Raw genomic sequence first — 26,864 nt, 5'->3', positions numbered from 1 at the left:
GCAGGCTCGGCATCGTGATCAGGGCGGTCGCGTACGCGCCCGCACCGACCGTGGCCTTGTGCGCGGCTGTGGTGGCCTCCGCGACGACCGAGTGTGTCCAGGCAATGAACGGGCCGAGGGAGGTGATCGCGGTGCCGCCGGTGGTGCCCACCCAGCCGAGACCCAGTTCCGCCGAGACCCGGGTGAGGGTGACATCCGCGTCCGCGAACGCCGCGGCGACCGCGGCCCAGGCAGGTCCGGCCGCGCCGATGGGAAGTGGTCCCGTGCCGACGGTCAGGCTCGTGGAGTTCACGGTGGCGCCGCGCGGCAGCCACACGACTCCGGTCATTCCGAGTGTCAACGTTTCGCTCCCTTTCCGAACTGCGTGTCTGAGAAGTCGGTCACACCGTGGCGGTCAGCGCGATGACCCGGCGGGCCTCGAGATCGGTGTAGTGCGCGGCCTGGTTGCGGATGGTCGACGCCGCGGCCCGCAATTCCTCGATACCCTGCACGGCCGCAGGCCGGAAACTCGCGGTGAGCCCGCCGAAGTGCTGCGATATCAGCCGCGACACCTCTTCCGATCCGGGTGGGGGCACGTCCAGCGCCGGATCTGCCGCCCGCAGGGACACTTCGAGGCGCAACGCGAGCGCTTCGAGTTCGGCGGCAGCGACGAGCAGGGCATCGGGGTCGACGTAGATGTGGTCGGGCACGGGCCGTTCTCCTGACATCTCGGGTGCGGTTGCGGGCGCGGTGGTCCGATTGCCCTCGAAGGGTTGGACGCGGCCCGGTCCGGATCGGTTCCACGCGATTTCTGCCGGGTATCCTCGAGCCCGGCAGTGACGGAGCGATCGATAGGTTGGGTGCGGGAATGGGAACTTCCACCGACGACACCGTCACCGACGGGGTGGCCGTGCCCGATTGGCGGAAACTCGAGGCAACCGAGCTCACCCCGATCCTGTCCGCGGCCCTCGCCGCGTTCTACGAAACCGGATTCCACGGCACCTCGGTGCGGGAGATCGCCCGGCGCGTCGGCGTCACGGTACCGGCGCTGTACTACCACCACGAGAACAAGGAAGGCCTGCTCATCGCGCTGCTGGAACTGTCCACCAGCGATGTGCTGTCCCGCGCGCACGCCGCGGACGACGACGGCGGCGACGATCCGGTGCAGCGACTGTCCAACGTCGTCGAGGCCATCGTGTTGCGGATGACGCTGCGTTCGGGGCTGGCGGCGATCGAGGGCGAGTCGCGCTACCTGAGCCCGCACAATCGGCAGCGTTACCGCGAGGTCCGCAAGGGCGTCGAACGACTCGTCCGCGGCATCGTCGAGGACGGCGCCGCGTCCGGTGTCTTCGACGTCGACGATCCGGCCGAGACGACCCGCGCCCTGCTGGGCATGTGCCAGTCCATCCCGCGCTGGTATCACGCAGAGGGCACGCTCACCCCGGACGAGGTCGCGGCGAAGTACGTCGACATCGCGCTCAGGACGGTCGGGGCTACGCGACGTTGACGTTCCGCTCGGCCGGATCGGTCAGCGGTTGCGGTACACCGGGGGACGCTTGGCCAGGAACGCGAGGGCGCCTTCGCGGAAGTCGTCGGCTGCGAGCAGGGTCAGTTGCCCGGTGCGTTCGCGGGCGAACGCGGCGTCGAGTTCGGTGAGGGTCGCGTCGTTGATCGCGGACTTGGTGGCACCCAGTGCGTCGACCGGGCCGTCGGCGAGCCGCTGCGTCAGCGACTCGATCGCGCTGTCGAATTCGTCGTCGGGGTAGGAGTCGGCGATGAGGCCGGCCGTGACGGCCTCGACGGCGGGTAGGCGCTCGGCGAGCAGTGCCAACTTCAGCGCACGGGCCCGGCCGATCGACGCGGCGACCAGGGCGGACGCGCCACCGTCCGGCATCAGCCCGATCTTGGTGAACGCCAGCAGGAAATAGGCGGATTCCTTCGCGACCGTGAGGTCGCAGGCCAGGGCGAGGGAGACTCCGACGCCGGCCGCGGGGCCGTTGATCGCGCCGATCACGGGGCGGGGGAAGACCCGGATCGCGGCGACGGCGCGGTTCGCGGCGTCGATGGTCGCGGGGGAGGGCGGTCCGTCGACGGAATCGATCGTCGACAGGTCCGCACCGGTGCAGAAGGCGCGCCCGCTGCCGGTGAGTATCGCCACGCGCACGGACGCGTCGCCGGTGTGCTTCTCGAACGCTTCGGCCAGTGCCTCGAGCGTTTCGGTGGTGACCGCGTTCATGCGGGCGGGGCGGTCGATCGTGACGTGCAGGACGCCGTTGTCGACGCGACTGTCGACGCCGGGGACGGTGTCACTCATGGTTACTCCTTCGGAAACGTCAGGGCTGCAAGGACAATGCGACTTTTCCGGTGGCGGAGCGGTCGGCGAGTGAGCGTAGGGCGCGGGCGGCGTCCGTCAGCGGGTGGAGGGTGGGTTCGGGAACGTGCAGATCACCGGAGCGGAGCAATGGTTCGAGCCCGGCCCACTGCCGGGCCGGATAGTCGGGGAACATGCGGATGTATTCGCCCCAGCCGGCACCGAGTACCGAGGTGTTGTTCAGCAGCAGGCGGTTGACCTTGACGGTGGGGATTTCCCCGCCGGTGAAGCCGAGGACGACGAGGCGTCCGTTCGGGGCGAGGCTGCGCAGGCTGTCGGTGAAGCGGTCGCCACCGACGGGGTCGAGGACGATGTCGACGCCGCGCCCGCCGGTCAGTTCGAGGACGTGGTCCTTGAAGCCGTCGACCGGAACGGTGTGTGTTGCGCGATTAGCCTGGGCCACTTCGGATTTCGCCTCGGTGCTCACGACGGCGATGGTCGCGAGTCCGAGCGCCGCCGCGACCTGGAGCGCGGCGACGCCCAGGCCGCCCGCTGCGCCGTGCACGAGTACGGTTTCGCCGGCCCGGTAGCGGGCTCGTTCGTCGAGTGCGAAGTGTGCGGTCAGATAGTTCATGAGGAGTCCGGATGCGGCGGTCAGGGACACCGAATCCGGCAGGGGGAACACGGAAGTCGAATCCACGGCGACGGTCTGCTGCCATGCGCCACCGGTGGCGAGGACGGCGACGCGCTGCCCGGCGGTCAGTCCGCTGCCGGCCGGCGCGGAGCGCACGATTCCGGCGCCCTCGATGCCGAGGACGAACGGCAGGGGGCGTACCGACTGGTAGGCGCCGCTGGTCTGCAGCAGGTCGGGGAAGGAGACGCCCGCGGCGTGCAGGTCCACGATCACGACGTCGGTTCCGGCGTCGGGTTCGGGGATGTCGACCAGGCGCAGGCCGTCGGGTCCGGTCGCCTCGGTCAGTTGTACCGCCTGCATCGGGTCTCCTCGTCGAATGGGTCGACCGTGCCTCGGCGTGTGCGCCGCGGCCCGCCACACAGGGCTCATCCTTACCAGAGCGCCCTGATCGTGCGCTAGCTGGTCGAATCCATTGACCGAGCGATCGTTCCGTGGTAGATATTTAGCGATCGATAAGTCAGGATCTTCCGAAGGGACCACGATGGCCGACGACCAGTCGACAACCGAACCCGCCGCCGTGTACGAGCGACGCGGTGGCGTCGCCGTCATCACCCTCAATCGACCCCGCGCGCTCAATGCCGTGAACGCGGCGCTGTCCACCGCCGTCGGCACCCTGCTCGCGCAGGCCGAGCAGGACGACGAGATACGCGTCGTGGTGCTCACCGGTGCGGGTCGCGCCTTCTGCGCCGGCGCCGACCTCAAAGCACTCGCCGCAGGCGAGAACACCTCTGCCGACGGGCATCCCGAATGGGGCTTCGCCGGATACGTCCAGCACTGGATCAGCAAGCCGACGATCGCCGCGGTCAACGGATTCGCGCTCGGCGGCGGCACCGAACTGGTCCTCGCCTCCGACCTCGCGGTCGTCGACGAGCAGGCACAGCTCGGGCTGCCCGAGGTCAAGCGCGGCCTGTTCGCCGCGGCCGGTGGTGTCATCCGCCTGCAACAGCAGATCCCGCGCAAGGTCGCGCTCGAACTCGCCCTCACCGGCGAACCGATCACGGCCGCGCAGGGCAAGGAACTGGGCCTGGTCAACCGGATCGCACCGCACGGCACCGCACTCGAGGTCGCGCTCGAACTCGCCGAGACGATCGCCGCCAATGCGCCGCTGTCGGTGCGCGAATCGAAGGCGATGATCCACCGGACCGCGCACGGCGACGACTGGGCTCCCGACGTGTGGGCCGCCAACGTCGACGCCATGAAGGTGGTCTTCACCAGCGCGGATGCCAAGGAAGGCCCGACGGCCTTCGCCGAGAAGCGCCCGCCCGTCTGGCAGGGCCGCTGACCCCGATGAACTCGGCCCGGCGCCACCCACCCCCTCGTGGCGCCGGGCCTCTCCACTCTCGCTCCGAAAGGAAACCGTCATGACCACAGCCGTGATCGTCGACGTCGTCCGCACCGCGGTCGGCAAGGGCAAGCCCGGTGGCGCCCTGTCCGGTACCCACCCCGTCGAGTTGCTCGCACACGTGCTGCGCTCGCTCGTCGAGCGCAACGGCATCGACCCCGCGCAGGTCGACGACGTCCTCGGCGGCTGCGTCAACCAGGCATCGGAGCAGTCACTCAATATTTCCCGCACCGCGTTGCTGGCCGCCGGATTCCCGGACTCCGTGCCCGCGACCACCATCGACCGTCAGTGCGGTTCGAGCCAGCAGGCCGCGCATTTCGCCGCGCAGGGTGTCATCGCCGGCGCCTACGACATGGTCATCGCGTGCGGTGTCGAGTCGATGAGCCGCGTCCCGATGGGCACCTCCTCGATGGGAGCGGACACTCACGGCCCGAGCCTGCGCGCCCGGTACCCCGAGGGACTCGTCAACCAGGGCATCTCGGCGGAACTCATCGCCGCGAAGTGGAAGTTCGACCGGGACACGCTCGACGCCTACGCGGCGCAGTCGCACCAGCGCGCCGCCGCCGCGATCGCAGCCGGGCACTTCGGCAAGGAGATCGTCCCGATCACCGTGACCAACGCTGCCGGTGATCAGGTGCAGCACACCGTCGACGAGACGGTACGCGCCACCACCACCGCGGAAGGTCTTGCCGGACTGAAGCCGTCGTTCCGCACCGACGAGTACACCGCCCGCTTCCCCGAGGCGCAGTGGATCATCACCCCCGGCAACTCGTCGCCGCTGACCGACGGTGCATCCGCCGCGCTCATCATGAGCGAGGAGATGGCGAACAAGCTCGGATTGACCCCGCGCGCCCGCTTCCACTCGTTCTCCGTCGCGGGCGACGACCCGATGTTCATGCTCACCGCGCCGATCCCCGCGACCCAGAAGGTCCTCGCCAGGGCCGGGTTGGGTATCGACGACATCGACGCCTACGAGGTCAACGAGGCGTTCGCGCCGGTGCCGCTCGCCTGGGCACACGAATTCGGAGCCGACCCGGCCAAGCTCAATCCGTGGGGCGGCGCCATCGCGCTCGGTCACGCGCTCGGCTCGTCGGGTACCCGGCTGCTCACCACACTGGTCGATTACCTCGAGGCGACCGGCGGCCGCTACGGTCTCCAGACGATGTGTGAGGGCGCGGGCATGGCCAACGCCACCGTCATCGAACGACTCTGACAGATAACACAATCGAAGGGTGTGAACATGATCGTCAACGACAGCGTTGCCGTCGTCACCGGTGGAGCCTCGGGCCTCGGCCTCGCCACCGTCAAGGCTCTCGTCGCCGATGGAGCCCAGGTCGTCATCATCGACCTGCCGTCGTCCGCCGGTGAGGCCGTCGCCGCCGAACTCGGTGACCGCGTGCGATTCGCCGCCGCCGACGTCACCGACGAGGCCGCCGTCACCGAGGCGCTCGACCTGGCCGAGTCGCTCGGCCCCCTGCGCGTCGCCGTGAACTGCGCCGGTATCGGCAACGCGGTCAAGACGGTCGGCAAGAACGGCGCGTTCCCGTTCGACGCATTCAAGAAGGTCGTGAACGTCAACCTGTTCGGCACGTTCAACGTGATCCGTCTCGCCGCCGAGCGCATCGCCAAGACCGAACCGATCGACGGCGAGCGTGGCGTCATCATCAACACCGCGTCCGTCGCCGCGTTCGACGGCCAGATCGGCCAGGCCGCGTACTCCGCGTCCAAGGGTGGGGTCGTCGGCATGACCCTGCCGATCGCCCGCGACCTCGCGTCGCTGCTGATCCGTGTCGTGACCATCGCACCCGGCCTGTTCAAGACGCCGCTGCTCGGCAGCCTGCCGGAGGCGGCCCAGCAGTCTCTCGGCCAGCAGGTCCCGCACCCGTCCCGCCTCGGCGACCCGGCCGAATACGGTGCCCTCGCAGCGCACATCGTCTCGAACGCGATGCTCAACGGTGAGGTCATCCGCCTCGACGGCGCGATCCGCATGGCTCCGCGCTGATCTGCGCACCGACGATGTGAGAGGACGGGGCCGATGACTGCACAGCCCGAACCGGAATTCTCCGGCGACTGGCGGGAATTCGAACCCCTGCAGCTCGGCCCCATCCTCGAGCACGCCCTGGAAGCGTTCGGCGAGAACGGCTTCCACGGCACCACCGTCCGCGACCTGGCCCGCCGGGTCGGCGTGACGGTGCCTGCCCTGTACTACCACCACGAGAACAAGGAAGCCGTTCTCGTCACCCTGCTCGACGCCGCTGTCCTCGACCTCATCGACCGTGTTCGTGCCGCGGTCGACGACGGCGGCGACGACCCGGTCGCCCGATTCGCGAACGCCGTCGAAGCGATCGTGCTCAACATGACCTATCGTGCGCGGCGCTCCAGCCTGGATTCCGAGCTGCGGCACGTGGCCCCGGAAAACCGGCGTACCTATGCAGCAACCCGAAAACGCCTCGAGCTCATCATGATCGACCTTGTTCGCGGCGGTGCCGAACAGCAGGTGTTCGACGTCGACGACATCGAGGAAACGGTCCGCGCGCTGCTCGGCATGTGCCAGTCCATCGCCCGCTGGTACCAGCCGGAGGGGCCGTTGACGCCCGCCGAGGTCGCCGGCCGGTACACGGCCATCGCCCTGCGCATCGTGGGATACCGCAGTCCCACCCGCCCCCTTCATCGCGAGGAGTAACCACCGTGTTGTCCACCGCCTTCACCGAAACGTTCGGCGTCCGCCACCCCATCGTGCAGGGTGGCATGCAATGGGTCGGTCGCGCCGAACTGGTCGCCGCCGTCGCCAATGCCGGGGCCCTCGGCATGATCACCGCGCTGACCCAACCCACCCCCGACGACCTCGCGAAGGAAATCGCCCGCACCCGCGAACTCACCGACCAACCGTTCGGCGTGAACCTGACGATCCTGCCCTCGATCACCCCACCGCCGTACGACGAATACCGCCGCGTCATCATCGAATCCGGCATCACGATCGTCGAGACGGCCGGGTCCAACCCGGCCCCGCACCTGCCCGACTTCCACGCCGCGGGCATCAAGGTCCTGCACAAGTGCACGAGCGTCCGGCACGCCGTCAAAGCGCAGGACGCGGGCGTCGACGGCATCAGCATCGACGGTTTCGAATGCGCCGGGCACCCCGGTGAGGACGACGTGCCCGGTCTGGTGCTCATCGCCGCCGCAGCCGAGCAGATCACCATCCCCATGATCGCGTCCGGCGGTTTCGGTGACGGTCGCGGCCTCGTCGCGGCACTCGCGCTCGGGGCCGACGGTATCAACATGGGCACCCGGTTCATGTGCACCACCGAATCGCCGATCCACCAGCGGATCAAGGAGGCGATCGTCGCATCGAAGGAAACCGACACCGAACTGATCTTCCGCCCGCTGCGCAACACCGCCCGGGTCGCGAGCAACACCGTCAGCCGTGAGGTCGTCGAAATCCTGGGCCGTGGAGGACAATTCGAAGACGTGCGTGAATTGGTCGCCGGTGCGCGAGGTCGCCTCGTATACGAGAACGGTGACCCCGAGGCCGGCATCTGGACCGTCGGTACCGTCCAGGGCATCATCCACGACATTCCCACGGCGGGAGAACTCGTCGAGCGCATCGTCGCCGAGGCCGAAGGGCTGATCTCCGAGCGTCTCGCGGGCATGATGTCGCGCGTGAACGCCTGACCCGCACCACGACTGGGAGAACATCATGTACCGCACACTGTTCGAAGCCGACCACGAGGCGTACCGGGAGACGGTGCGCGAGTTCCTCGCCCGCGAGGTCGAGCCGAATTACGAACGCTGGGAGGACGAGCGGCTCATCGACCGCAACGCCTACCTCACGGCGGGCAAGTCCGGAGTCGTGGGGCTCGGTGTGCCTGAGGAGTTCGGCGGATCGGGTGTCACCGATTTTCGCTTCCGCTACATCGTCCAGGAAGAGATCGCGCGCACCGGCACCACGTCGTTCGGTGCGACACTCGCGCTGCAGGACGACATCGTCATACCGTATCTGCTGCACCTCGGTACCGAGGAGCAGAAGGCCCGCTGGCTGCCCCGCATGGCAGCAGGCGAGGTGGTCGGCGCGATCGCGATGACCGAACCGGGCGCCGGGTCGGACTTGCAGGGCGTCAAGACCACCGCGGTGCGCGACGGCGACGAATGGGTCGTCAACGGACAGAAGACGTTCATCACCAACGGTATCCACTCCGACCTCGTGATCGTCGTGTGCCGGACCGATCCGGGTGCCGGAGCGAAGGGATTCTCGCTCATCGTCGTCGAGCGCGACACCCCCGGATTCAGCCGTGGTCGCAAACTGCACAAGGTCGGCCTCGCGGCGCAGGACACCGCCGAACTCGTCTTCGAAGACGCTCGGGTCCCGGCCGGGAACCTGCTCGGCGGTGAGGGTCGCGGTTTCTTCCATCTGATGGAGAACCTGCCGCTCGAGCGCATCGGCATCGCCGTCTCGGCGATCACGTCGGCGCGTGCCGCGTACGAGTGGACCAAGCGGTATGCGTTCGAGCGCAAGGCATTCGGTAAGCCGATCGGCGATCTGCAGAACACCCGCTTCGTGCTCGCGGAGATGCTCACCGAGATCGAGGTCACCGAGTCGCACATCGACCGGTGTGTCCTCGCGCTCAACGCGGGCGAGTTGACAGCGGTGGATGCGTCGAAAGCCAAGTGGTGGGCGACCGAGCTGCAGAAACGTGTCGTCGACCGCGGTGTGCAACTGCACGGCGGCTACGGCTACATGATGGAGTACCCCATCGCCCGCGCTTACGTCGACGCCCGCATCCAGACGATCTACGGCGGCACCACCGAGATCATGAAGGAGATCATCGGCCGCGACATCGCGTCCGAATTCGCCTGACCTCCGTGCCGGTGGGCTCCGTGCGATGTGGCGGGGTCCACGTTCGGGCATATTGCGAAGTCGCGGATCTTCGGTAATGGTGAGGTTGATCCGGTGACGCCGGACACATTCGCCGCGAAAGGATGGCCATGGCACTCACTGCCCTGCTGGAACTCGAGTTCAAGCCCGACGCGCTCGCCGACGCGAAGACGGTCATGGACCGGGTACTCGGTGAGACCCGCGCCTTCGACGGCTGCCTCGGCATCGAAATCCTCGTCGACCGGGGCAACGAGGCCCGCTGGGTGGTTGTGGAGAAGTGGCAGTCCACCGACCACGACACCGCCTACCGCAAGTTCCGCGCCGGTCCCGGTGCGATCACCGATCTCGGTCCGCTACTGGCCGGTGTCCCGAAGCTCACGCATTACAGCGGACTCTGACGGATCGGCGGGCGTGGGGTATTCCTGTCCCACGCCCGCGGTCGTGTCGTCGTCCTGGTTGTCCTACAGTGCCAGCCGAGCGCGGGCGTCGGCGTATTCGGTGCGGAACCGCGCGACCACATCCGCGACGGACTCGACCGCTGCGATCGATCCGACACCGTGTCCCGAGGCCCAGATGTCCCGCCACGCCTTCGGGCCGGGCGCGCCGCCCTCGGTGGCGGTCTCGGTCCCCAGGTTCAGCTTCGACGGGTCCGAGGTCGCGAGGTGGTCCGGATCCATGCCCGACGCGGTGATGCTGCCGCGCAGGTAGTTGGCGTGAACACCGCTGAACAGGTTGGTGTAGACGATGTCGGATGCGGTCGAGTCGACGAGCATCTGCTTGTAGGCGTCCGATGCGTTGGCCTCGGTGGTCGCGATGAACGACGACCCGACGTAGGCGAGATCGGCGCCGGCCGCTTGCGCGGCGAGGATCGAGTTGCCGTGTGCGATCGACCCGGACAGTAGCAGCGGACCGTCGAACCAGGTGCGGATCTCCTGCACCAGCGCGAACGGCGACTGGGTGCCCGCGTGACCGCCCGCGCCGGCGGCGACCGCGATCAGGCCGTCCGCTCCCTTGTCGATTGCCTTGCGCGCGAACCGGTTGTCGATGACGTCGTGCAGGACGATGCCGCCGTAGCCGTGCACGGCGTCGTTGACGTCCTGTCGGGCGCCGAGTGACGTGATGACGATCGGCACCTCGAACTCGACCACGGTCGCGAGGTCCTCGGCGAGTCGGTCGTTCGACTTGTGGACGATGAGGTTCACCGCGAACGGCGCCGACGGAGACTCCGGGTTGTTGGCGTCGTACTTGGCGAGTTCCTCGGTGATCCGCGTCAGCCATTCGCGAAGCTGAGACTGGGGGCGCGCGTTGAGGGTCGGGAACGAACCGACGATCCCCGCGGCGCACTGTGCGATCACCAGATCCGGGTTGGACACGATGAACATCGGCGACGCGACGACCGGAAGGCGCAGGCGATCGCGGAGGACGGGCGGCAAGCTCATGTACTGCTCCTGGGTGGTCGGTTCTCGGTCGCGGATGCCGAGCCGAGACTAGGGGCCGACTGCTAAACAGTCAATGGTGACGGTCCATTGATCGTCGGGGTAGGCAGAGAACGCAGGCATACGGACCGGGGGACCCGCGCAGACCAGAGTCCAGTGGCGTACAAGGTATGGTCCTTGGTCATGGAGATTCTCGAAATCGTGGGCGTGGCAGTCGTGATCATCGTGGTGCTCGAGGTGATCCTCGGCTCGCTGATTCTGCTGGGGATCTCGACGATCAACCCGCACCTTTTCCAGCGCAACAAGTAGACAGCACCAAGTAGACACAGTCGGTAGAAGCGAACGCTGGGGCAGGCGACCGGTCAGCCCCAGCCCAGTTCGTGGAGGCGGTCCTCCTCGATTCCGAAATAGTGCGCAATCTCGTGGATCACGGTGACCGCCACCTCGTGCACCACGTCGTCGTCGGACTCGCAGATGTCGAGGATCGCATCGCGGTAAACGGTGATCGTGTCCGGCAGTGACCCCGCATAGTGCGAGTCGCGTTCGGTCAGCGCCACCCCGTGGTACAACCCCAGCAGGCTCGGTTCCTCGTCGTGCCGCGCATCGACCAGCACCACCACGTTGTCGATCGCCTCGGCGAGTTGCTGTGGAATCAGATCCAACGCTTCGGACACCAGTTCTTCGAAGCGTTCCTCGTCCATCCGGACGCTCATCGCCCACCGCCAGGGAGCGGAGCCGCGCCCGGCAGAGGTGTCGGCAGCGACCGCCCCTCCGGCAACTCGGGTGGCGCCACCGGTGGCTGCCCGTCGATCAGAATGTCGCCCTGCGCCGAACTGGTGATCGATGCGAAGCCGCCGCCTTCGACCTGTTTGCCGACCGAACAGTTCACCTTCCGGCTGCCCGCGAGCCAGCTGTCGAAATCCAGATTGTCCCAGAACAGGGTCAACGTCTTGTTGCGCAGCGCGTTCGGATCGCCCAGGTAGGCATTCGTGCTTTCGGTACAGGTCGCCTCGAGGAACTTGTCCTGTTCGTCGGTGCTCGGCACCCCACCGGGGAACTGGCCGGACAGATCCACGATCGCCACGACCTCGAACGCGTGCGGCTGCGAGCACTCCACCGGATCGGCAGGCACCCCGTTGTTGATGCCGATACACGTGCCCACCTCCCATGCGCGGGACTGATCCTGATCGGCGACACGACCCTCGATGGGCAGCAGGTTGCCCGTCGTCGACGAGAACTGCAACCCGCACCGCAAGGTGCGTTCGCCGGCCCCCCAGCCCGCTTCACCCGGGTTGATGAGGCCGACACTGAACTTGCCGTGCGGATCGAAACGACCCCCCAGATAGTCCATCGCGGCGGGCGCGCAGAACTGATCGCGCAGCTCCGTGAACCGCAAGACGGACGGGAACCGGGAACCGGGACCCCACTCCGCGCCGGGAAACACACTCAGGTCGATGTCCTGAACCACCTCGAACAAGTGGGTCTGCCCGCAATCGACCTTCGCCAGATCGCTCGCATCGATCGCGGACCAGGTCAGGCAGTCGCCGCCGACCGCGGTTCCGAACGCCTCCCCGGCGACCGCCCCCGTCGTGTACACGGCACCGCCGGACCCCGCCGAGTCGTCGCTGGAACCGCCGAACCCGGCAATCACCACAGACGCGACCGCGGCGAGAACCGCACCCGCCGCGACCAGTATCAACGCGCGACGGGTCAGCTTCGCGGACGGCGGTCGCCGTGTGGACTGCTGCTGTTTCTCCTCGGCCATCGCCGTCCATCATGCCTGCCGACGGCGCGCGGGGTAACTTCGGTGTTCGTGGGCGACGATCCGATCGACCCCGGTTCCGGGACGACACCACGCGGATGTTCGGGAGGGACGCCTACCGGTAACTCCGGCACCGGTAGGCTTCGGTCTCGTGATCGACCTCAAGTTCCTCCGCGAGAATCCCGATGCAGTCCGTACCTCGCAGCGCACCCGAGGTGAGAACCCCGGTCTCGTCGACGCCCTGCTCGAGGCCGACGAAACCCGCCGCGCCGCGGTGCTGGCCGGCGACAACATCCGCGCCGAACAGAAGGCGCTGGGCAAGAAGGTCGGACAGGCGTCCCCGGAGGAACGCCCCGCCTTGCTCGCCGGGTCGAAAGAACTTGCCGCGAAGGTCAAGGAACTCGAAGCCGAGCAGCACGCCGCGCAGGAAGCCCTCGACCGCGCGCACCTGGCGATCTCCAACATCGTGCAGGACGGCGCCCCGGCCGGCGGCGAGGACGACTTCGTCACCCTCGACACCGTCGGCGAACTGCCCACCTTCGACTTCGAGCCGAAGGATCATCTGACGCTCGGCGAGTCGCTGGGCCTGATCGACATGGAACGCGGCGCGAAGGTCGCCGGCGCCCGCTTCTACTTCCTCACCGGCTACGGCGCACTGCTGCAGCTCGGCATGCTGCAGCTCGCCGCGCAGAAGGCCACCGCCAACGGCTTCACCATGATGATCCCGCCGGTGCTCGTACGTCCCGAGATCATGCAGGGAACAGGGTTCCTCGGCCAGCACGCCGATGAGGTGTACCACCTCGAAGAAGACGACCTGTACCTCGTCGGCACCTCCGAGGTGCCGCTCGCGGGCTACCACTCGGGAGAAATCGTCGACCTGACCGCAGGACCGAAACGGTACGCCGGCTGGTCGTCGTGCTTCCGTCGCGAAGCAGGCAGCTACGGCAAGGACACCCGCGGCATCATCCGCGTCCACCAGTTCGACAAGGTGGAGATGTTCGTCTACTGCAAACCCGAAGACGCGACCGACGAACATCAACGTCTGCTGGCGTGGGAACGCGAGATGCTCGCCGCGATCGACGTCCCCTACCGGGTCATCGACGTCGCCGGCGGCGACCTCGGATCGTCCGCGGCCCGCAAGTTCGACTGCGAAGCATGGGTGCCGACGCAGGAGCGCTACCGCGAACTGTCGTCCACCTCGAACTGCACCACCTTCCAGGCCCGCCGCCTCGGCGTCCGGTATCGGGACGACAGCGGCAAACCGCAAACCGCCGCAACACTCAACGGCACCCTCGCCACCACCCGCTGGCTCGTCGCGATCCTCGAGAACCACCAGCAGGCCGACGGCTCCGTGAAGGTCCCGGCCGCGCTCGTTCCGTTCGTCGGGCGTGAGGTGCTCGAACCGGTCGGCTGATCGGGGCGGGTCCCCGCCGGCCCCCGGCGAGCGAATGTATCCCTCGTCTCGTTCAATCGACCGGGCGTACCACTCGCTCAGCCGAAACGGGGCGATCCGACCGGATCAGCTCAGAATCATGCAGGTGGTCGAGCCGGTCGCCAGCAGCCGGCCCTGCTCGTCTCGGGCCTCACCACGCGCTGTCGCGGTGCGTCGCCCGGAGTGTTCGCAGAACCCTTGCACCCGGACGATGTGGCCGGGCTGCACCGGTCGTAGATAGCGGACCTGCACATCGAGAGTCGTGTAGCCGGTGCCGCCGGCGAGGGTGCTCGACACGGCGAAGCCCATCGCGGTGTCGAACAGGGTCGCGAGGACCCCGCCGTGCACGCTGCCCACAGCGTTGGCATGGAATTCCTGCGCCTCCAAGGTCACCTCCGCGAACCCGTCGCGTGCATCGGTGACGGTGAAGCCGAGCGTGCGCGACGTCGGATGGTGGGGGATAGACCCGTCGATTAGGCCGCGCAGGAAGTCCAACCCCGGCATGTCACGGTTGGCCGCCGATGTGGGGGCCGGGTCGTCCCACGTATAGGTGCGTTCGCGTTCGGTCACGTCGTCGACCGTAAAACACTCGACGCGACCGCTGCCGGAATGGGACGATTCTGTGCATGTCCCGTCGATGTTGACTCGCACCGACCACGTCTCTGACGGTCCGCGCCGTCGCGTATTCCGCGACGCGCGAGTTGGTGCCGCTCTACGGTGTGTACGGCCTGCTGTTCGAGGATCACGGTCTGTCGACGGCGCAGATCTCGTCGCTGTTCGCGGTGTGGTCGATTGCCGCGTTCGTGACCGAGGTGCCGTCCGGTGCGTGGGCCGACACAGTTCCCCGTCGAGCCCTGTTGTTCGGCAGCGCGGGGCTGCTCACCGCGTCGTTCGCCTTGTGGATGCTGGTGCCGAGCTATTGGGGGTTCGCGGCCGGTTTCGCACTGTGGGGCCTGGCCGAGTCGATGAAGTCGGGCACGTTCGAGGCGTTGCTGTACGAGGAGTTGGCGGCGCTCGGCGCGCGGGACCGATACGCGACCGTCCAGGGTTATGTGAACTCCGCCGAGGTGACGAGCGTGTTCCTCGCGACCGCGTCAGCCGGTCCGTTGTTCGCGCTCGGCGGCTACACCCTTGTCGGGTGGGTGTCGATCGCGATCACGGTCGTCGACGGGTTGCTCGTATTCACACTTCCGTCGGTGCGCCGCACTCCACGGGTAGATGACGGTGCGAGTACGTTCCTGACCCGCTACGCGCGGTCGCTGCGTGACGGGACCGGCGAGATTCGCACCGATCGGATCGTCCGGCGGGTGGTGCTGCTCACCGCGGTGTTGATGTCGTTCCTGGCGCTCGAGGAGTACTTCGCGATGCTCGCCCGTGACGGCGGCGCGTCGACGGCGCAGGCTCCGCTGCTGGTGGCGATCACCGTCGCGGGGCAGATCGTCGGTGCCGCGGTCGCGGGACGGACCGCCGGTATGTCCGGCCGGATCATGGCCGGCGTGCTGTGCGCTGCCGCGATGCTGATCGCGGCCGGAGCCGTCGCCGGGGGCGTGGCGGGGTTCGTTGCGATCGGTATCGGTTACGGCGCCGTGCACAACGCGGTGATCGTGTCGGAGGTGCGGATGCAGGATGCGATGTCCGGTTCGGCCCGCGCGACCGTCACGTCGGTGGCCGGCCTGACCAGCGAGGTCGCGTCGCTCGCATTGTTCGTGGGGTTCGCGTTGGGTTCGGTGTGGTTGTCGCTGTCGATCCTCGTCGCCGCGGTTGCGGTGCCGCTGCTGCTTGTTGCGGCTCAGGCGCCGCGCTGGTTGCCGAGGCGCCCGCATCGGAACGACAGGAACTAGCGCAGGAGGCCGGTGATCAGCGTGGGGAGGCGTTCGCGCCACTGCACCCAGTCGTGTCCGCCGGCGAAGGTACCCGACCTCACCGGATGCCCGGCCGCGGCGAGACGGTCCGTGGTCGAAGCGACTTCGTCGAGCATCAACCATTCGAGGCTGCCGGTTTCGCAGTGGACGGGGACCGTGCCGCCGCGGTCGGCACCGGCGATCGTCGGGATGTCGCGTCCGTGGTCGTCGTGCCACCACATCGACGGGGACAGGCAGGCGGCGCCGACGACGACGTCGGGCCGGGTCAACGCGAAGTACATCGCGGCCAGGCCGCCGTAGGAACAGCCGCCGACGACGACCGGTCCTCCGGTGAGGCGGAGCAGGTCGTCGCGGAACCGCGGATTGGCGGTCAGATCGGATTCGCGGACGGTGCGGCCGTCGGTGCTCGTGTGGTCGACGGTGAGAACCTGCGCGGGAGAGATACCGGTGTGATCGAAAGCGGCGAGCACCCGGTGCCGTCGGATCTCGTCGCCGTCGAACAGTACGACGGTTCCGCGACCGGGTGCGGGCGGAACGTAGGTGTGGACGGTCCGTCGGATTCCGTCGAGGGTGACGACTTCGGAGGTGAGGACACCGCCCGGTGTGTCACCGGTCCACAGTTGTTGTGACGGTGCGTCCGGTGTCGCACCCTCCACGACATCGAGTGCGTTGCGGCGAAATCGAATCCACCAGTCACGCTCGTGTTCCCCGGGTTCGGGGCCGGTGATCGGTGCATCCGACGGGATGAAGCAGTAGGCGCCCCGCCAGCCCGCCGGAACCCGGACCGAATGCGTCCACGAGTCGCCACCGGGATCCGGCGTCATCGCGCCCGACGTGAGCACACTGCGGTCGGTGACGCAGTTGACGTCGAGGAACACTGCGGTCGTGGACGATGGCACTGCGGCCGCGGCGACGGTGAATGTCGCGATCCAGTCGTTGCCGTCGGGTTCGAAGACCGGCGTACCGGGGTGCAGTCGCGACGATCGTGCTGCCGTTACGGAGGTGGGTGCCGAACGGTCGGGTACCGGACGTCGGGTCCGGTCGGGCGCCGGACGTCGAATCGGAACCGGGGGAGCAACGGTGTCGCGACCACCCATCGGTCAGGCCTCGCCGCGGACGGCGGCCGCGATCTTCTCGGGGAGTTGTTCGCCCAGCCAGGTCATCGACAGCAGGCTGGTGGAACGGAACGCACGCCATTCCTCGTCGGTGGGAACGTAGTGATGTCCCCCGGATACGACGTTCAGGCTGGTGAACAACGGCATCGCGTTGTACTGGTCGCGTAGTTCCGCGGTGGGGAAGTAGCCGAGCAGAACATCGGCATCGAGCATGCTCAGGTTCTCGGGGCTGAGCTGAGCCTCGTTGCCCTCGGCGACGTACTGTTCGGTTGCGGGCGCCGGGACGAGACCGAGGCTGCCGAGCAGTTGGCTGGTCGCCGAATCAGGCCCGGTGAGCAGTCCTGCCTGGTCGGCCGAGTGCAGCAGCGACACGACGTAGGTGGAACCCTGTAGTTCCGGGTGGCGCCCGGCGGCGGTGGTGAGATCGTTTTCGACGGCGCGGATCTGTTCGTCGATCTGCTCGCTCGTGCCGAACAGCGTAGCGACGCGGCGGGCCTGCTCCGCCCAGCTGTCCGCCTTGTCCGCCTCAGCGCGTGACAGGGTCGGCGCGATGCCGGTGAGTTGCTCGTACACCGCGGGGGTGAGTTCGATACCGGTCGCCAGGATCAGGTCAGGATCGTAGGAGGCGACCGTTTCGATGGGGACGTCGGTGACGTCTATCAGGGGCGGAACTTCGCCGCCGAGCTCGGTGATGGCTTCTTCGGTCCACGGCATGACCGGTTTGACGACGGACTGCGCCATTGCGACCGGGACGATTCCGGCGGCCAGCGCGGCGTCGTTGTCGGAGACCGACAGTGTGACCACGCGGGTCGGGGTGTCGTCGACGGTGACGTCACCGAATTGGTCGGTCACCGTGACGGCTGCCGACGGATCGTCGGACGTTCCGGACGATTCGGAACATGCGGCGCTGAACAGAAGTGGCACGGCGACGAGCGCGGTGGCGACGCGGGCGAATCTCATGGCTTCCTCTCATCGACAACGACGCCGAGGCTAGCCTAGCCTAACTATCGTTGTCGGAGTGGGGCATCCGAGAGCGCGAGTCACAGCTTGGCGCTGCGCAATTCGTGACCCTTCGACGTCTTGCAACGGCCCGTCTCGAGATCCCACTGCCAGCCGTGAAGATTGCAGGTCAAGGTGGTGCCGTCGACCACACCGAACTTCGACAGATCGGCCTTGAGGTGCGGGCAGCGTCGCTGGACCTCGTAGCCGCCGATCTCGATCGACGCCGAATCGTCGTGCGCCTCGGCGAACCAGCCGTCCGCGTAGGCGATCCGCTCGTCGGTGAGGCACTTGAAGAAGGTGTAGAGGAATTCGTTGTAGCCGCCGACCCGCCATGCCGTGAACCGAGTGGACAGGAAGATCGTGTTGACCCAGTCCGGCTCGTCGTCGCGCAGCACCGTGCGTACGAGTTCCGGCGCGATGCGGAAACCGTAGCGGTACTTGCCTTCTCCTTCGATGGGCTCGCGCACCACGCGCTTCGGGAAGTCGAGGACGACGGTCTCGTCGCCCATCACCAGGCCCACCGGGTAGCCGATGCCGTCGCAGATCAGATCGGACTGCGCCATGATCGGCTCGAATTTCGCTTTGAGCCCGTCCAACAGTGGCTCGCCCTCGGCGGGCGCCCACGTGGCCTTCTCCGCCGCGATGACCGGCGCGAACCGCTGCGCCATCTCCTCGATGTAGGCGGCCTTGTCGGTGAAGATCGCCTCGACCTGCTCGTCCGGGATCGGGTGCGTGAGCGTCATCTGCTCGCTGCCCGCGAGATCCACGACCGAACCCGGAATCATCAGCAGACCGCCGTCGCGGCCGTGGATGCGCAGTTGCTCGAGGAACACCTGCTGATCCGGGAAGATGTTGCCGACGTCGCCGTGGTCGTCGTTGAGGTCGCGCAGATCGTCGTCGAGGAACACCGGCGGCCCGGCGGACGGGACGATCCATGTTGCCCCGACCTGCTCGATGTAGGAACGGCAGCGGTCCATGCCGCGCTGGCGCTTCTGCTGACCGAAATTACGTTTCGTGCCGGCTGGGATGTCGTAGACCATCGGGTACCAGATGGCGCCCGAGTACTGCAGCAGGTGGATGTCGATCCGGCCGAACGCCTCTAGCATCGGATCCATGTCGATGGGCCGCGCATCGTTCATGTTGAACACGGTCGTGGTGCCGTCGGACACCACCAGGCCGGAATCACCGATCGGCCCGTCGGCGGGTGCGCGCATCGCGATGATCATGACGTCGAGCGAGCCGTTCGGCCCCTCCACGGTGTGCTTCACCGAATCGGTGGTTTCGAAGAACTTCGTGAATCCGAGGGCCTCGAGTTCGCGTTTCAGGTCCGGCACCGGGTAGTCCGGCAGCAGCACGGTTGCGTCCTTGCGGACATGTGCGCGCAGCGTTTCCGGGTCGAAGTGGTCCTTGTGCAGGTGCGACACGTACAGGTAGTCGACGTCGCCGAGAGCATCCCAGTCGAGTTGGGTGTTGTCCGGGAACGGCACCCACGACGCGAAGTACGCGGGGTTCACCCACGGGTCGCACAGGATGGACCCGGCCTCGGTCTGGATGTGGAACCCGGCGTGTCCGACGCTGGTGATCTGCACTTCGTTGCCCTCCTGAACTGGCGACCGACGTGACCACCAGGGTAGGCGTCGCCGATCAGTCCACTGCGCCCAGGCAGTACCCGTTCGATCCCGTTGTGACGTAGACAACGAGGTCTCGGGTCGCTCCCGCCTCGACGACAGGAATTGTCACACTGCCGTAGACGTCGTCGAGAGGGGCGAAGATCGCCGATGCCGCGTCGAAGGTCGTCACGTCGTCGAGAACGTCCGGATTCGTCGACAGCGGCGGCACCGACGGCGAACCGGTGCCCCACGGATCCCAGATCGCGCGTTCGTCGCACACCAACCGGTACTGCTTCTCGGTGTCGGACGGACTCAGCGGTTCCCCGGTGGCGCGCGCGAGGAACCGGGTGACGACGTGGACGGCATCGTCGCCGGTGGTGGCGTCCTCGCCGGTCGGGTGCACATACGGGCACGCATAACCCGAGGTGATTTCGCTGCGCAGTACGGACACGTCGGTACCGTTCGCCGACCAGGTGACCGTGTACTGCCCGTCCCGGCCCGGTTGCCGAACCGCCGCGGTGATCGCATCGACATCGGTGTACATGGCGGCCGCCCGTTCCGGTGCGATCGTCCAGCACTGGGACACGACGTCTCGTCCCGCCACGAGATCGGTCAGCCAGGGCTCGAGCGCGGCGGCCGCGTCCGGATTGCCGGGGACCTCACCGATGGTCACCGCCGGCGCCTGTGCCGTGGTGGGCGTCGTGCCGGGCTCGACGGTTTCCGATGCTGCCGGCGGTTCGGGAGTTTCGGTGGGAATGCCGGACTGCCCGTCACCGGCGCACCCGGCGACCGCGACCGCGGCTACCCCCGCGAGCGCGAACAAGCGGGACTTTCCCGAGACGACATGCAATGGAAGACACTCCTGACGAGATCGTGGTCGGCGAGGTTGCCGTGGCTCCGGCTACGCTAGCCGTCGTGGAACCCTTCTACCGGACCATCATCGGCGTGGCACGCACACTCTTCGCCGCGCAGGGCTTGAAATTCACGATCTCCGGGGAGGAACACATCCCGGCGACCGGCGGCGCGGTCATCGCAATGAACCACACCGGCTACATGGACTTCACCTACGCGGGAATCCCGGCCCGCGCCACCAAGCGGTACATCCGTTTCATGGCGAAAAAAGAAGTCTTCGACAACAAGATCTCCGGGCCGATGATGCGCGCAATGAAGCACATCCCGGTCGACCGCGGCGATGCGAGCGACTCCTACCGGCGCGCGGTGGAGGCGCTACGCGCGGGCGAACTCGTCGGTGTGTTCCCCGAAGAGACGATCAGTCGCAGTTTCGAACTCAAGGATTTCCGGTCCGGTGCCGCGCGCATGGCGCTGGAGGCGGGTGTGCCGATCGTGCCGATGGTGCTGTGGGGTTCGCAGCGGGTGTGGACGAAGGGACATCCCAAGCGGCTGGGCCGCACCAACACGCCGATCGTCATCAAGGTCGGCACACCGATCAGCCCGAGCGAGGCGACTGCGGACGTCACCGCGGAACTGCACGCGGTGATGGAGAAGATGCTGCACGAGGTGCAGCAGGACTACCGGCACGAGCCGGGCGCCTACTGGGTGCCGCAGCGGCTCGGTGGGTCGGCGCCGGGCCGTGCGGAAGCCGACGCCGAGGACGCGCGTGTCGCCGCGGAACGTCGCGCCCGCAAGGAACGCGAGCGTGCCGAGCGTGCGAACGATTCGGGTTCCGGGCCGTCCGCTCCGGGACAATAGCCGGGTGAATCCCCACGTTCCGAGCCTCGTCGCGACCGATGTCGACGGCACCCTGATCGACGACACCGAACGGGTGTCGGAACGGACCCGCGCCGCGGTGCACGCCGTCGTCGAATCGGGCACGCCCTTCCTCCTGGCCACCGGCCGGCCACCGCGCTGGATTTCGCCGGTCGTCGAGGAACTCGGGTACGCACCGCTCGCGGTGTGTGCGAACGGCGCGGTGATCTACGACAGTGCCACCGACCGTATCCTGCACACGACCTTGCTGTCCGCCGACGAGATGGCGTGGATTGCGGACGTTGCCCGCCATGCGCTGCCGGGGGCGGGGTTGGCGGCCGAGCGGGTCGCGACGAACGCCCACGACGCGGCCAGCCCGCAGTTCGTCAGCGCGCCGGGTTACGAACACGCATGGCTGAACCCGGACAACACCGAACTCGCCGAGCACGAGGTGATCGCCCAGCCCGCGATCAAACTGTTGATCCGGATGTCGGGGGCGACCAGTCGGGAGATGGCCGAGGCGCTCGCACCGGCGCTCGCGGGCCGTGTCGATCTGACCTATTCGACGACGAACGGCCTGATCGAGATCTCGGCCGCGGGCGTGACGAAGGCGTCGGGTTTGCGTGCGGCGGCCGGTCTGCTGGGGGTGGACGCGGACGGGATCGTCGCGTTCGGCGACATGCCCAACGACGTTCCCATGTTGTCGATGGCGCGGTTCGGGGTGGCTGTGGAGAACGCGCATCCCGACGCGAAGGCCGTCGCCGACGAAGTGACCGCCACCAACACCGAGGACGGGGTTGCCCGTGTCCTCGAACGTTGGTGGCGGCCGTAACTGTTGCTCAGGGTGCCGGTGCCGGTGCCGGTGCGGGTTCGGGGGCAGGTGCCGGCTCGGGTGCGGCTTCCGGTGCCGGGGGCGCCGCTTCTGCGGATGCGGTCTCGACCGGGGGAGGGGTCCGCAGCGAATCCTCGTAGGCGTCGTTGTAGGCGCGCAGCACCTTCGTGACCGCGCCGGTGGCCTCGTTGAAGATCAGCGACCCGAACTCGAAATCCGACCGCCAGCCGTCCGGCACCCGGTACTCGTCGCTGGTCGGCAGGCCGAGTTCGCCGTTGTCGAGACCGAACTGCTGCCAGGCCTTGTAGATCTCGCCGAGCACCGTCCACACCCCACCGTTCGGGGAGGTGTAGATCGCGCCGTTGACGAACTGCGCGTGCTGGAATCCGGCCTTCGACTGCAGGACGCCCGACAGCGCTGCGCCCAACCGCCCGAGCTCGCCGCCCTCGGCAATCCACTTCTGAGCGAGCGGAGAGTTGTCGGTCAGGCGAAGAAACTCCGTGAGCAGGCCTTGCGCGTTGTCGGCAGACCCGGTCGACCCGGTCGACGGGGTCGACGGGGCGCCGACGGAGTTCGGCGGGGCCGGTTTCGCACTGTTACCGCTGAGCACCGACGAATCGGGAGAAGGCCGGCTTCCCCCGGCCGCCGCGGCCGCCGCGATATCGCGGATCTTGTTCATCTGGGCGTAGCCGGCATCACCGGGGCAACTGGTGCTGCCCACATCGCGGTGCGCGAAGATGATCGGCAGATCGACTGCCGCACCCTGCGGATACGGCGTGAACGACGTGCCCTCCGAGTACATGGTGGTGTGGCCCTTCGGGTCCAGACCGGCCTTGGCGAGGCGCCAGCCGAGGAACTTGCCGACCGAGTCGAGGGTGGCCTGCGGCGGCGTCACCGTCGAGTAGTCGCCCATCATGGCGATACCCATCGTGTTCTCGTTGAAGCCGCCCGAATGGGCGCCCTGAACGGGGCGGTCGAGTCCGCCCGCGCGACCTTCGAAGATCTGCCCGTACTGGTCGACGAGCACGTTGTAGCCGACGTCGCACCAGCCGAGCGTCTGCGCGTGGTAGGCGTAGATGGCGCGGACGATCTCGGCGGATTCCGCCTTCGAGTAGTCGTTGCTGCCGGCCGTGTGATGCACGGTCGCGCCGCCGAGGGAATCGTCGTAGGTGGGTTTGTCGCAGCGGATCGACTCGTCGGCACCCCACTGGGCGCGGGTGATGACCTTCGGCCCGTTTCCGCCGACGGGCTCGGCGATATCGGACAGATTCGCGTCGTTGCCGCCGCTGCCCGGGTTGATGAGTACCGCTGTCACGTCGTCGGCGTATGCGGCGGCGGGTTCCTGCGCTCGCAGCGGTCGAGACGACGACGCCGGAACATATCCGAGGTCGGAGGCCTGGTCCTGTGGCGCGGCGACGGGGGCTTCGGCGGGTACAGGAGTTTCGGCGGGTACAGGAGTTTCGGCGGGCACGGGGGCTTCGGCGGGCACTGGGGCTTCGGCGGGCACGGGGGCGGCAGCGGGCGCAGGGGCTTCGGTGGGCACGGGGGCTTCGGCACCGGCGAGCGTGGGTTCGGGCCCTGGGCGCGGTGTGAGCAGAACCTGGACCGCGCGGGTGAGGCCGACGAAGATCGGCTCGGTGCCCCCGCGGACATCGGCGGCGGCGTCGGTCCGGATCGACTCGATCGGCTCGGTGGCCGTCCACGGACTCCAGCTGCCGTCCTCGCGCTGCGAACGGATCAGCGCGTCGGTCGCGGCGACGTCGGTCGCGGCGAGCGCGATCATGCTGAACGGATTGTCGCCGCTGATCTCCTTGACGGTGGCACCGATGCGATCGACGAGGCCGGTCGCGTTCGGGTTCGGGGCCGGGGTGAGCGCGGGTAGGCCCTCGACGAGTTCCTTGACGCTGAGATCCGGCAGGTTCAGACCGGTCAGGTCCTGAAGTGGAATGACGACGTCGGGCGCGTGCGCGAGGACGACTTCGGCGCGATCGCGGCGATCGCATCCGTCGTTTCGTTTGTATTGCGGACGTCGGATGTTCCGTTCGTGATTCCGGACACGGCGAACGGAGTGGCCACCGCCAGGGCAGCGACGGCACCCAGGACGATCGACGGCTTCGGGCGGCGATGCGGCACTGTTGCTTCTCCCCTTTTCGTTCAGCGTTCCTGTGTCAGCTGCTTCGGGCAGGGCGTCGGTGGACCGGATATTCCATGCGAATACTCCGTCGTGGGCCTGTTCTTCGTGCTAACCGACCCTATTTCATGCAACTTATGATTCTTGTGTGACTGGTGTGTCAGTTGTTGCCTTGCCCGGTCACTCTTGCCACACTAGTCCCACCAAACCTTAAGCCTCAACTTAAGCTTGAGGATTGGTGGGAATGTCCGATCGTGCGAACTGTTCGTTCGCGCGGCACCCCGAAGTGCGACAACGAGGGAGCGCAGCGCATGCCACGACAGCCGAACCGCCGCAGGGGACGAATCCGCAGAAGTCGCATCATCGTCGGACGGCCCTTCCGCGGTGGCTGGAAGCCCTCGATTGCCCGCGCCGCCACGCTCGGTCTCGCACCCGCGTTGCTGATCGGCGCCACGATCGGCGGGATCGCGCACGTGCGCTCCGGTACCCCCACGGTCGAGCAAGCGGTCGCCGCCGACACGCCGTTCACGTTCAGCGGATACGGCCACGGTCACGGCCGGGGCATGGGGCGGTGGGGAGCGTACGGATACGCGCAGGACGGCTGGACGGCCGAACGGATCGTCGGACACTTCTACGGTGGCACGTCGCTCGGCACCCTCGACATTTCGCCGATCGCCGTGCGTCTCGAGGCTCAGGACGACGTGCCGCTCGCCGTCTATTCCGACGCCGGGCTCGTCGTCGCCGGCCAGACGGTCGGCCCGGGCGACGCCGCGCACCTCACACCCACCGCGGACGGCGGCGCCGATGTCGTCGTCACCGCAGGTTGCTCCGGCGACGTCCGCTGGCAGGGCCGGGCCGACCTGCCGTGGGTCGATCCCGTCGACCCCGGCGAGGACCGGCCCGCGAACGAACACCTGAAACTGTGCACCGACGGCACCGCGTACCGCGGCGCCATCGGCGTCGTACTCGACGGCGCCGCCGCACGCACCGTCAACCGCCTGTCCGTCGAGGACTACCTGCGTGCCGTCGTTCCCGTCGAGTCACTGCCTTCCTGGGCCGACACCGGCGGCGCAGAGGCACTGCGTGCCCAGGCCATCGCCGCCCGGTCGTACGCGCTCGCCGAACAGCGCCACGAGAAATGGCAGACCTGCGACACCCAGAGCTGCCAGGTGTACGGCGGTTCGGCCAAGGAGGATCCGCGCACCGACGACGCCGTGCGCACCACCCGCGGCATGGTGCTGTTGAAGGACGGCCAGGTCGTACGCACCGAATTTTCGGCGTCGACCGGCGGATACAGTGCCGGTGGCGATTTCCCGTCCGTCGAGGATCTCGGCGACAAGGTCGCGCCGAACCAGCAGTGGGCGAAGACGCTCACCGCAGGTGAGATCGGCACCGCGTTCGGGGTCGGTGAACTGCAGGACTTCGAGGTTCTCACCCGCAACAACCTCGGTGCCGACGGGGGTCGCGTCACCCGCGTCCGGGTGGTCGGAACAGACCGCTCCATCGAGACCACGGGCGCCGAGGCCCGCGCCAAGCTGGGGTTGCGATCCGACTGGTTCACCGTGAACGAAGGCGCGGAATCGGCAGTTCCGCCGAGTACCCCCGCTCCCGAGCCGGGTCCGGAGGTCGGAACCACCCCGTTCGGCACCGATCAGAGTCCGGCCATCCAGGAGAAGTACAACGAACTCGGCGGCGTGTCGAGCGACCTCGGCTCGCCCGTCGGACCCGAGCTGATGCTTCCCGACGAACGTGGCAAGTTCCGGGTGTTCACCAACGGAGTCATCCTGTGGACACCGGAGTTCGGTGCACAGGTGTTCGACGCGTCGATTCTGCGGCAGTGGCTGCCGGGGACCGGTAGCGCCGAATAGATGCGGAAGGTGAAGCGGCCGCCGTCGGGTTCGATTCGACGGCGGCCGCTTTTCGTTCCTTGACATTGACGCGACGTCAAGATGCACGCTGGATGCCACGAGGAAGGGGACACCGTGGCGCAGCGTGAATGGTCCATCCAGGAACTGGCCCGCGCGACCGGGGTCACCAGCCGGACGCTCCGGCACTACGGCGACGTGGGCGTGCTTGCGCCGAGCCGGACCGGATCGAACGGCATGCGGTTCTACGACCGCGACGCCCTGGTGCGCCTGCAACAAGTCCTGCTGCTGCGGGAACTCGGCCTGGGTCTGCCCACGATCCGCGACGTGATCGCCGGGCAGGCCGACACGACCGGCGCGTTGCGAACCCACCTCGAGCTGCTCGAACACGAGCAACGGCAATTGGGTCGCCGCATCGACGCGGTGCGCACGACCATCCGCAAGACGGAAGCAGGTGAGGAACTGATGGCAGAGGAAATGTTCGACGGGTTCGATCACACGCAGTACCGAGACGAGGTGATCGATCGGTGGGGCCGCGACGCCTACGACAGCAGCGACCGCTGGTGGCGGGACATGACCGACGAACAGCGCCGTGACTGGAAGACGGTCGCCGACTGGCTCGGGTCGGACTGGACGGCGGCCGCGCAGGCGGGTCTCGACCCCACCGGCGACCGCGGACTGGAACTGGCCCGACGGCACGTGCAGTGGCTGGGTTCGATCCCCGGGACCCCCGGCCACGGCAACCCCGAACCCGATCGCGGCTACGTGCTGGGACTGGCCGACATGTACGTCGCCGACGAGCGGTTCGCGGCGAACTACGGCGGCACCGCGGGGGCCGAATTCGTGCGCGCTGCGCTACGCGCCCTGCTGGCCTGACGTGCGTGTTTCCGGTAGCTCCTACTACCGGAAAC

The 26,864-nt window shown here is 67.7% G+C and carries 27 protein-coding genes and 1 pseudogene; 15 read left to right on the top strand and 13 right to left on the bottom strand.

What is annotated here, in order from left to right; all coding sequences use genetic code 11:
- Together WAX14_RS17850 and WAX14_RS17845 are read right to left on the bottom strand one after the other, a co-directional pair.
- A partial coding sequence (locus tag WAX14_RS17850; RefSeq protein WP_422629389.1) for a PPE domain-containing protein occupies positions 1 to 340 on the bottom strand: 340 nt, incomplete at its 3' end.
- 40 nt (positions 341 to 380) lie between these two features.
- Entirely contained in the window at positions 381 to 689 is a 309-nt protein-coding gene (locus tag WAX14_RS17845) for a PE family protein (protein WP_422629388.1), read from the bottom strand.
- A gap of 158 nt (positions 690 to 847) precedes the next feature.
- On the opposite strand from WAX14_RS17845, the gene WAX14_RS17840 reads away from it, so the two are divergent.
- The gene (locus tag WAX14_RS17840; RefSeq protein WP_422629387.1) at positions 848 to 1,486 is read left to right on the top strand and encodes a TetR/AcrR family transcriptional regulator; all 639 of its coding nucleotides are present in this window, start codon (positions 848 to 850) and stop codon (positions 1,484 to 1,486) included.
- 21 nt (positions 1,487 to 1,507) lie between these two features.
- Here the strand turns inward: WAX14_RS17840 and WAX14_RS17835 are convergent, their stop codons facing one another.
- Both WAX14_RS17835 and WAX14_RS17830 read right to left on the bottom strand, forming a co-directional pair.
- Complete coding sequence (locus WAX14_RS17835) at positions 1,508 to 2,293, bottom strand: enoyl-CoA hydratase (protein ID WP_422629386.1); 786 nt, start codon at positions 2,291 to 2,293, stop codon at positions 1,508 to 1,510.
- A gap of 19 nt (positions 2,294 to 2,312) precedes the next feature.
- Complete coding sequence (locus WAX14_RS17830; RefSeq protein WP_422629385.1) at positions 2,313 to 3,284, bottom strand: NADPH:quinone oxidoreductase family protein; 972 nt, start codon at positions 3,282 to 3,284, stop codon at positions 2,313 to 2,315.
- 181 nt (positions 3,285 to 3,465) lie between these two features.
- On the opposite strand from WAX14_RS17830, the gene WAX14_RS17825 reads away from it, so the two are divergent.
- From WAX14_RS17825 to WAX14_RS17795, 7 genes are all read left to right on the top strand, one after another.
- The gene (locus WAX14_RS17825) at positions 3,466 to 4,266 is read left to right on the top strand and encodes a crotonase/enoyl-CoA hydratase family protein (protein ID WP_422629384.1); all 801 of its coding nucleotides are present in this window, start codon (positions 3,466 to 3,468) and stop codon (positions 4,264 to 4,266) included.
- A gap of 79 nt (positions 4,267 to 4,345) precedes the next feature.
- A complete protein-coding gene (locus tag WAX14_RS17820; RefSeq protein ID WP_422629383.1) occupies positions 4,346 to 5,539 on the top strand; it encodes a thiolase family protein in 1,194 nt (397 codons plus the stop codon).
- Between the two features lie 27 nt (positions 5,540 to 5,566).
- The gene (locus WAX14_RS17815; protein WP_422629382.1) at positions 5,567 to 6,328 is read left to right on the top strand and encodes a 3-hydroxyacyl-CoA dehydrogenase; all 762 of its coding nucleotides are present in this window, start codon (positions 5,567 to 5,569) and stop codon (positions 6,326 to 6,328) included.
- Between the two features lie 33 nt (positions 6,329 to 6,361).
- Complete coding sequence (locus WAX14_RS17810; RefSeq protein ID WP_422629381.1) at positions 6,362 to 7,009, top strand: TetR/AcrR family transcriptional regulator; 648 nt, start codon at positions 6,362 to 6,364, stop codon at positions 7,007 to 7,009.
- Between the two features lie 5 nt (positions 7,010 to 7,014).
- Entirely contained in the window at positions 7,015 to 7,998 is a 984-nt protein-coding gene (locus WAX14_RS17805; RefSeq protein ID WP_422629380.1) for an NAD(P)H-dependent flavin oxidoreductase, read from the top strand.
- A 25-nt stretch (positions 7,999 to 8,023) separates the two neighbouring features.
- Positions 8,024 to 9,181: an acyl-CoA dehydrogenase family protein gene (locus WAX14_RS17800; protein WP_422629379.1), complete on the top strand. Its 1,158-nt coding sequence runs from the start codon at positions 8,024 to 8,026 to the stop codon at positions 9,179 to 9,181.
- Positions 9,182 to 9,309: 128 nt separating this feature from the next.
- Positions 9,310 to 9,597, top strand: a complete 288-nt coding sequence (locus tag WAX14_RS17795) for a putative quinol monooxygenase (protein WP_422629378.1) — start codon at positions 9,310 to 9,312, stop codon at positions 9,595 to 9,597.
- Between the two features lie 63 nt (positions 9,598 to 9,660).
- Here WAX14_RS17795 and WAX14_RS17790 read toward each other — a convergent pair whose 3' ends face one another.
- The gene (locus tag WAX14_RS17790) at positions 9,661 to 10,638 is read right to left on the bottom strand and encodes an NAD(P)H-dependent flavin oxidoreductase (RefSeq protein ID WP_422629377.1); all 978 of its coding nucleotides are present in this window, start codon (positions 10,636 to 10,638) and stop codon (positions 9,661 to 9,663) included.
- A 180-nt stretch (positions 10,639 to 10,818) separates the two neighbouring features.
- On the opposite strand from WAX14_RS17790, the gene WAX14_RS17785 reads away from it, so the two are divergent.
- Positions 10,819 to 10,944 carry a hypothetical protein gene (locus WAX14_RS17785; protein WP_422629376.1) on the top strand — a complete coding sequence of 42 codons (126 nt, stop codon included), beginning with the start codon at positions 10,819 to 10,821 and terminating at the stop codon, positions 10,942 to 10,944.
- Between the two features lie 53 nt (positions 10,945 to 10,997).
- Here the strand turns inward: WAX14_RS17785 and WAX14_RS17780 are convergent, their stop codons facing one another.
- Both WAX14_RS17780 and WAX14_RS17775 read right to left on the bottom strand, forming a co-directional pair.
- Positions 10,998 to 11,336, bottom strand: coding sequence for a metallopeptidase family protein (locus WAX14_RS17780; RefSeq protein WP_422629391.1), 339 nt, complete (start codon positions 11,334 to 11,336; stop codon positions 10,998 to 11,000).
- Positions 11,337 to 11,344: 8 nt separating this feature from the next.
- Entirely contained in the window at positions 11,345 to 12,400 is a 1,056-nt protein-coding gene (locus tag WAX14_RS17775; RefSeq protein ID WP_422629375.1) for a septum formation family protein, read from the bottom strand.
- A gap of 148 nt (positions 12,401 to 12,548) precedes the next feature.
- Between WAX14_RS17775 and serS the strand changes: the two genes are divergently transcribed.
- Positions 12,549 to 13,811 carry a serine--tRNA ligase gene (gene serS, locus WAX14_RS17770; protein WP_422629374.1) on the top strand — a complete coding sequence of 421 codons (1,263 nt, stop codon included), beginning with the start codon at positions 12,549 to 12,551 and terminating at the stop codon, positions 13,809 to 13,811.
- A 105-nt stretch (positions 13,812 to 13,916) separates the two neighbouring features.
- Here the strand turns inward: serS and WAX14_RS17765 are convergent, their stop codons facing one another.
- Positions 13,917 to 14,333, bottom strand: a complete 417-nt coding sequence (locus WAX14_RS17765) for a PaaI family thioesterase (RefSeq protein WP_422629390.1) — start codon at positions 14,331 to 14,333, stop codon at positions 13,917 to 13,919.
- Between the two features lie 200 nt (positions 14,334 to 14,533).
- On the opposite strand from WAX14_RS17765, the gene WAX14_RS17760 reads away from it, so the two are divergent.
- Positions 14,534 to 15,670 (top strand): MFS transporter, encoded by a 1,137-nt coding sequence (locus WAX14_RS17760; protein WP_422629373.1) that lies wholly within the window; start codon positions 14,534 to 14,536, stop codon positions 15,668 to 15,670.
- On the opposite strand, the gene WAX14_RS17755 is transcribed toward WAX14_RS17760, so the two are convergent.
- The 4 genes from WAX14_RS17755 to WAX14_RS17740 all read right to left on the bottom strand — a co-directional run bounded on the left by WAX14_RS17755 (position 15,667) and on the right by WAX14_RS17740 (position 20,268).
- Complete coding sequence (locus tag WAX14_RS17755; protein WP_422629372.1) at positions 15,667 to 16,788, bottom strand: alpha/beta hydrolase-fold protein; 1,122 nt, start codon at positions 16,786 to 16,788, stop codon at positions 15,667 to 15,669. The genes WAX14_RS17760 and WAX14_RS17755 overlap by 4 nt on opposite strands.
- A 3-nt stretch (positions 16,789 to 16,791) precedes the next feature.
- On the bottom strand, positions 16,792 to 17,766 hold the full coding sequence (locus WAX14_RS17750) for an ABC transporter substrate-binding protein (RefSeq protein ID WP_422629371.1): 975 nt from the start codon (positions 17,764 to 17,766) through the stop codon (positions 16,792 to 16,794).
- A gap of 80 nt (positions 17,767 to 17,846) precedes the next feature.
- Positions 17,847 to 19,397 (bottom strand): Rieske 2Fe-2S domain-containing protein, encoded by a 1,551-nt coding sequence (locus WAX14_RS17745; protein ID WP_422629370.1) that lies wholly within the window; start codon positions 19,395 to 19,397, stop codon positions 17,847 to 17,849.
- Between the two features lie 55 nt (positions 19,398 to 19,452).
- Positions 19,453 to 20,268 (bottom strand): hypothetical protein, encoded by an 816-nt coding sequence (locus tag WAX14_RS17740; RefSeq protein WP_422629369.1) that lies wholly within the window; start codon positions 20,266 to 20,268, stop codon positions 19,453 to 19,455.
- 65 nt (positions 20,269 to 20,333) lie between these two features.
- Here WAX14_RS17740 and WAX14_RS17735 point away from each other — a divergent pair, with 65 nt between their 5' ends.
- Positions 20,334 to 21,128 (top strand): lysophospholipid acyltransferase family protein, encoded by a 795-nt coding sequence (locus WAX14_RS17735; protein WP_422629368.1) that lies wholly within the window; start codon positions 20,334 to 20,336, stop codon positions 21,126 to 21,128.
- A 4-nt stretch (positions 21,129 to 21,132) separates the two neighbouring features.
- Positions 21,133 to 21,957, top strand: a complete 825-nt coding sequence (locus WAX14_RS17730; protein ID WP_422629367.1) for an HAD family hydrolase — start codon at positions 21,133 to 21,135, stop codon at positions 21,955 to 21,957.
- A gap of 7 nt (positions 21,958 to 21,964) precedes the next feature.
- Here WAX14_RS17730 and WAX14_RS17725 read toward each other — a convergent pair.
- Positions 21,965 to 24,090: pseudogene (locus WAX14_RS17725) on the bottom strand (N-acetylmuramoyl-L-alanine amidase).
- Between the two features lie 309 nt (positions 24,091 to 24,399).
- On the opposite strand from WAX14_RS17725, the gene WAX14_RS17720 reads away from it, so the two are divergent.
- The gene (locus WAX14_RS17720; RefSeq protein WP_422629366.1) at positions 24,400 to 25,956 is read left to right on the top strand and encodes a SpoIID/LytB domain-containing protein; all 1,557 of its coding nucleotides are present in this window, start codon (positions 24,400 to 24,402) and stop codon (positions 25,954 to 25,956) included.
- A gap of 114 nt (positions 25,957 to 26,070) precedes the next feature.
- A complete protein-coding gene (locus tag WAX14_RS17715; protein ID WP_422629365.1) occupies positions 26,071 to 26,829 on the top strand; it encodes a MerR family transcriptional regulator in 759 nt (252 codons plus the stop codon).
- The last annotated feature ends 35 nt before the right edge of the window (positions 26,830 to 26,864 follow it).

It is taken from the genome of Rhodococcus sp. (in: high G+C Gram-positive bacteria) (assembly GCF_049299235.1).
Classification (GTDB): Bacteria; Actinomycetota; Actinomycetes; order Mycobacteriales; family Mycobacteriaceae; genus Rhodococcus.
Note: the sequence above shows the minus strand (reverse complement) of the source record. Positions and strands in the feature narration are given on the sequence as shown.

Bases quoted from the DNA above. Each gene is read 5' to 3' on its own strand.
- WAX14_RS17840 (WP_422629387.1), top strand. From the start codon at position 848: ATGGGAACTTCCACCGACGACACCGTCACCGACGGGGTGGCCGTGCCC.
- WAX14_RS17835 (WP_422629386.1), bottom strand. From the start codon at position 2,293: ATGAGTGACACCGTCCCCGGCGTCGACAGTCGCGTCGACAACGGCGTC.
- WAX14_RS17830 (WP_422629385.1), bottom strand. From the start codon at position 3,284: ATGCAGGCGGTACAACTGACCGAGGCGACCGGACCCGACGGCCTGCGC.
- WAX14_RS17825 (WP_422629384.1), top strand. From the start codon at position 3,466: ATGGCCGACGACCAGTCGACAACCGAACCCGCCGCCGTGTACGAGCGA.
- WAX14_RS17820 (WP_422629383.1), top strand. From the start codon at position 4,346: ATGACCACAGCCGTGATCGTCGACGTCGTCCGCACCGCGGTCGGCAAG.
- WAX14_RS17815 (WP_422629382.1), top strand. From the start codon at position 5,567: ATGATCGTCAACGACAGCGTTGCCGTCGTCACCGGTGGAGCCTCGGGC.
- WAX14_RS17810 (WP_422629381.1), top strand. From the start codon at position 6,362: ATGACTGCACAGCCCGAACCGGAATTCTCCGGCGACTGGCGGGAATTC.
- WAX14_RS17800 (WP_422629379.1), top strand. From the start codon at position 8,024: ATGTACCGCACACTGTTCGAAGCCGACCACGAGGCGTACCGGGAGACG.
- WAX14_RS17795 (WP_422629378.1), top strand. From the start codon at position 9,310: ATGGCACTCACTGCCCTGCTGGAACTCGAGTTCAAGCCCGACGCGCTC.
- WAX14_RS17790 (WP_422629377.1), bottom strand. From the start codon at position 10,638: ATGAGCTTGCCGCCCGTCCTCCGCGATCGCCTGCGCCTTCCGGTCGTC.
- WAX14_RS17785 (WP_422629376.1), top strand. From the start codon at position 10,819: ATGGAGATTCTCGAAATCGTGGGCGTGGCAGTCGTGATCATCGTGGTG.
- WAX14_RS17780 (WP_422629391.1), bottom strand. From the start codon at position 11,336: ATGGACGAGGAACGCTTCGAAGAACTGGTGTCCGAAGCGTTGGATCTG.
- WAX14_RS17775 (WP_422629375.1), bottom strand. From the start codon at position 12,400: ATGGCCGAGGAGAAACAGCAGCAGTCCACACGGCGACCGCCGTCCGCG.
- WAX14_RS17765 (WP_422629390.1), bottom strand. From the start codon at position 14,333: ATGCCGGGGTTGGACTTCCTGCGCGGCCTAATCGACGGGTCTATCCCC.
- WAX14_RS17755 (WP_422629372.1), bottom strand. From the start codon at position 16,788: ATGGGTGGTCGCGACACCGTTGCTCCCCCGGTTCCGATTCGACGTCCG.
- WAX14_RS17750 (WP_422629371.1), bottom strand. From the start codon at position 17,766: ATGAGATTCGCCCGCGTCGCCACCGCGCTCGTCGCCGTGCCACTTCTG.
- WAX14_RS17720 (WP_422629366.1), top strand. From the start codon at position 24,400: ATGCCACGACAGCCGAACCGCCGCAGGGGACGAATCCGCAGAAGTCGC.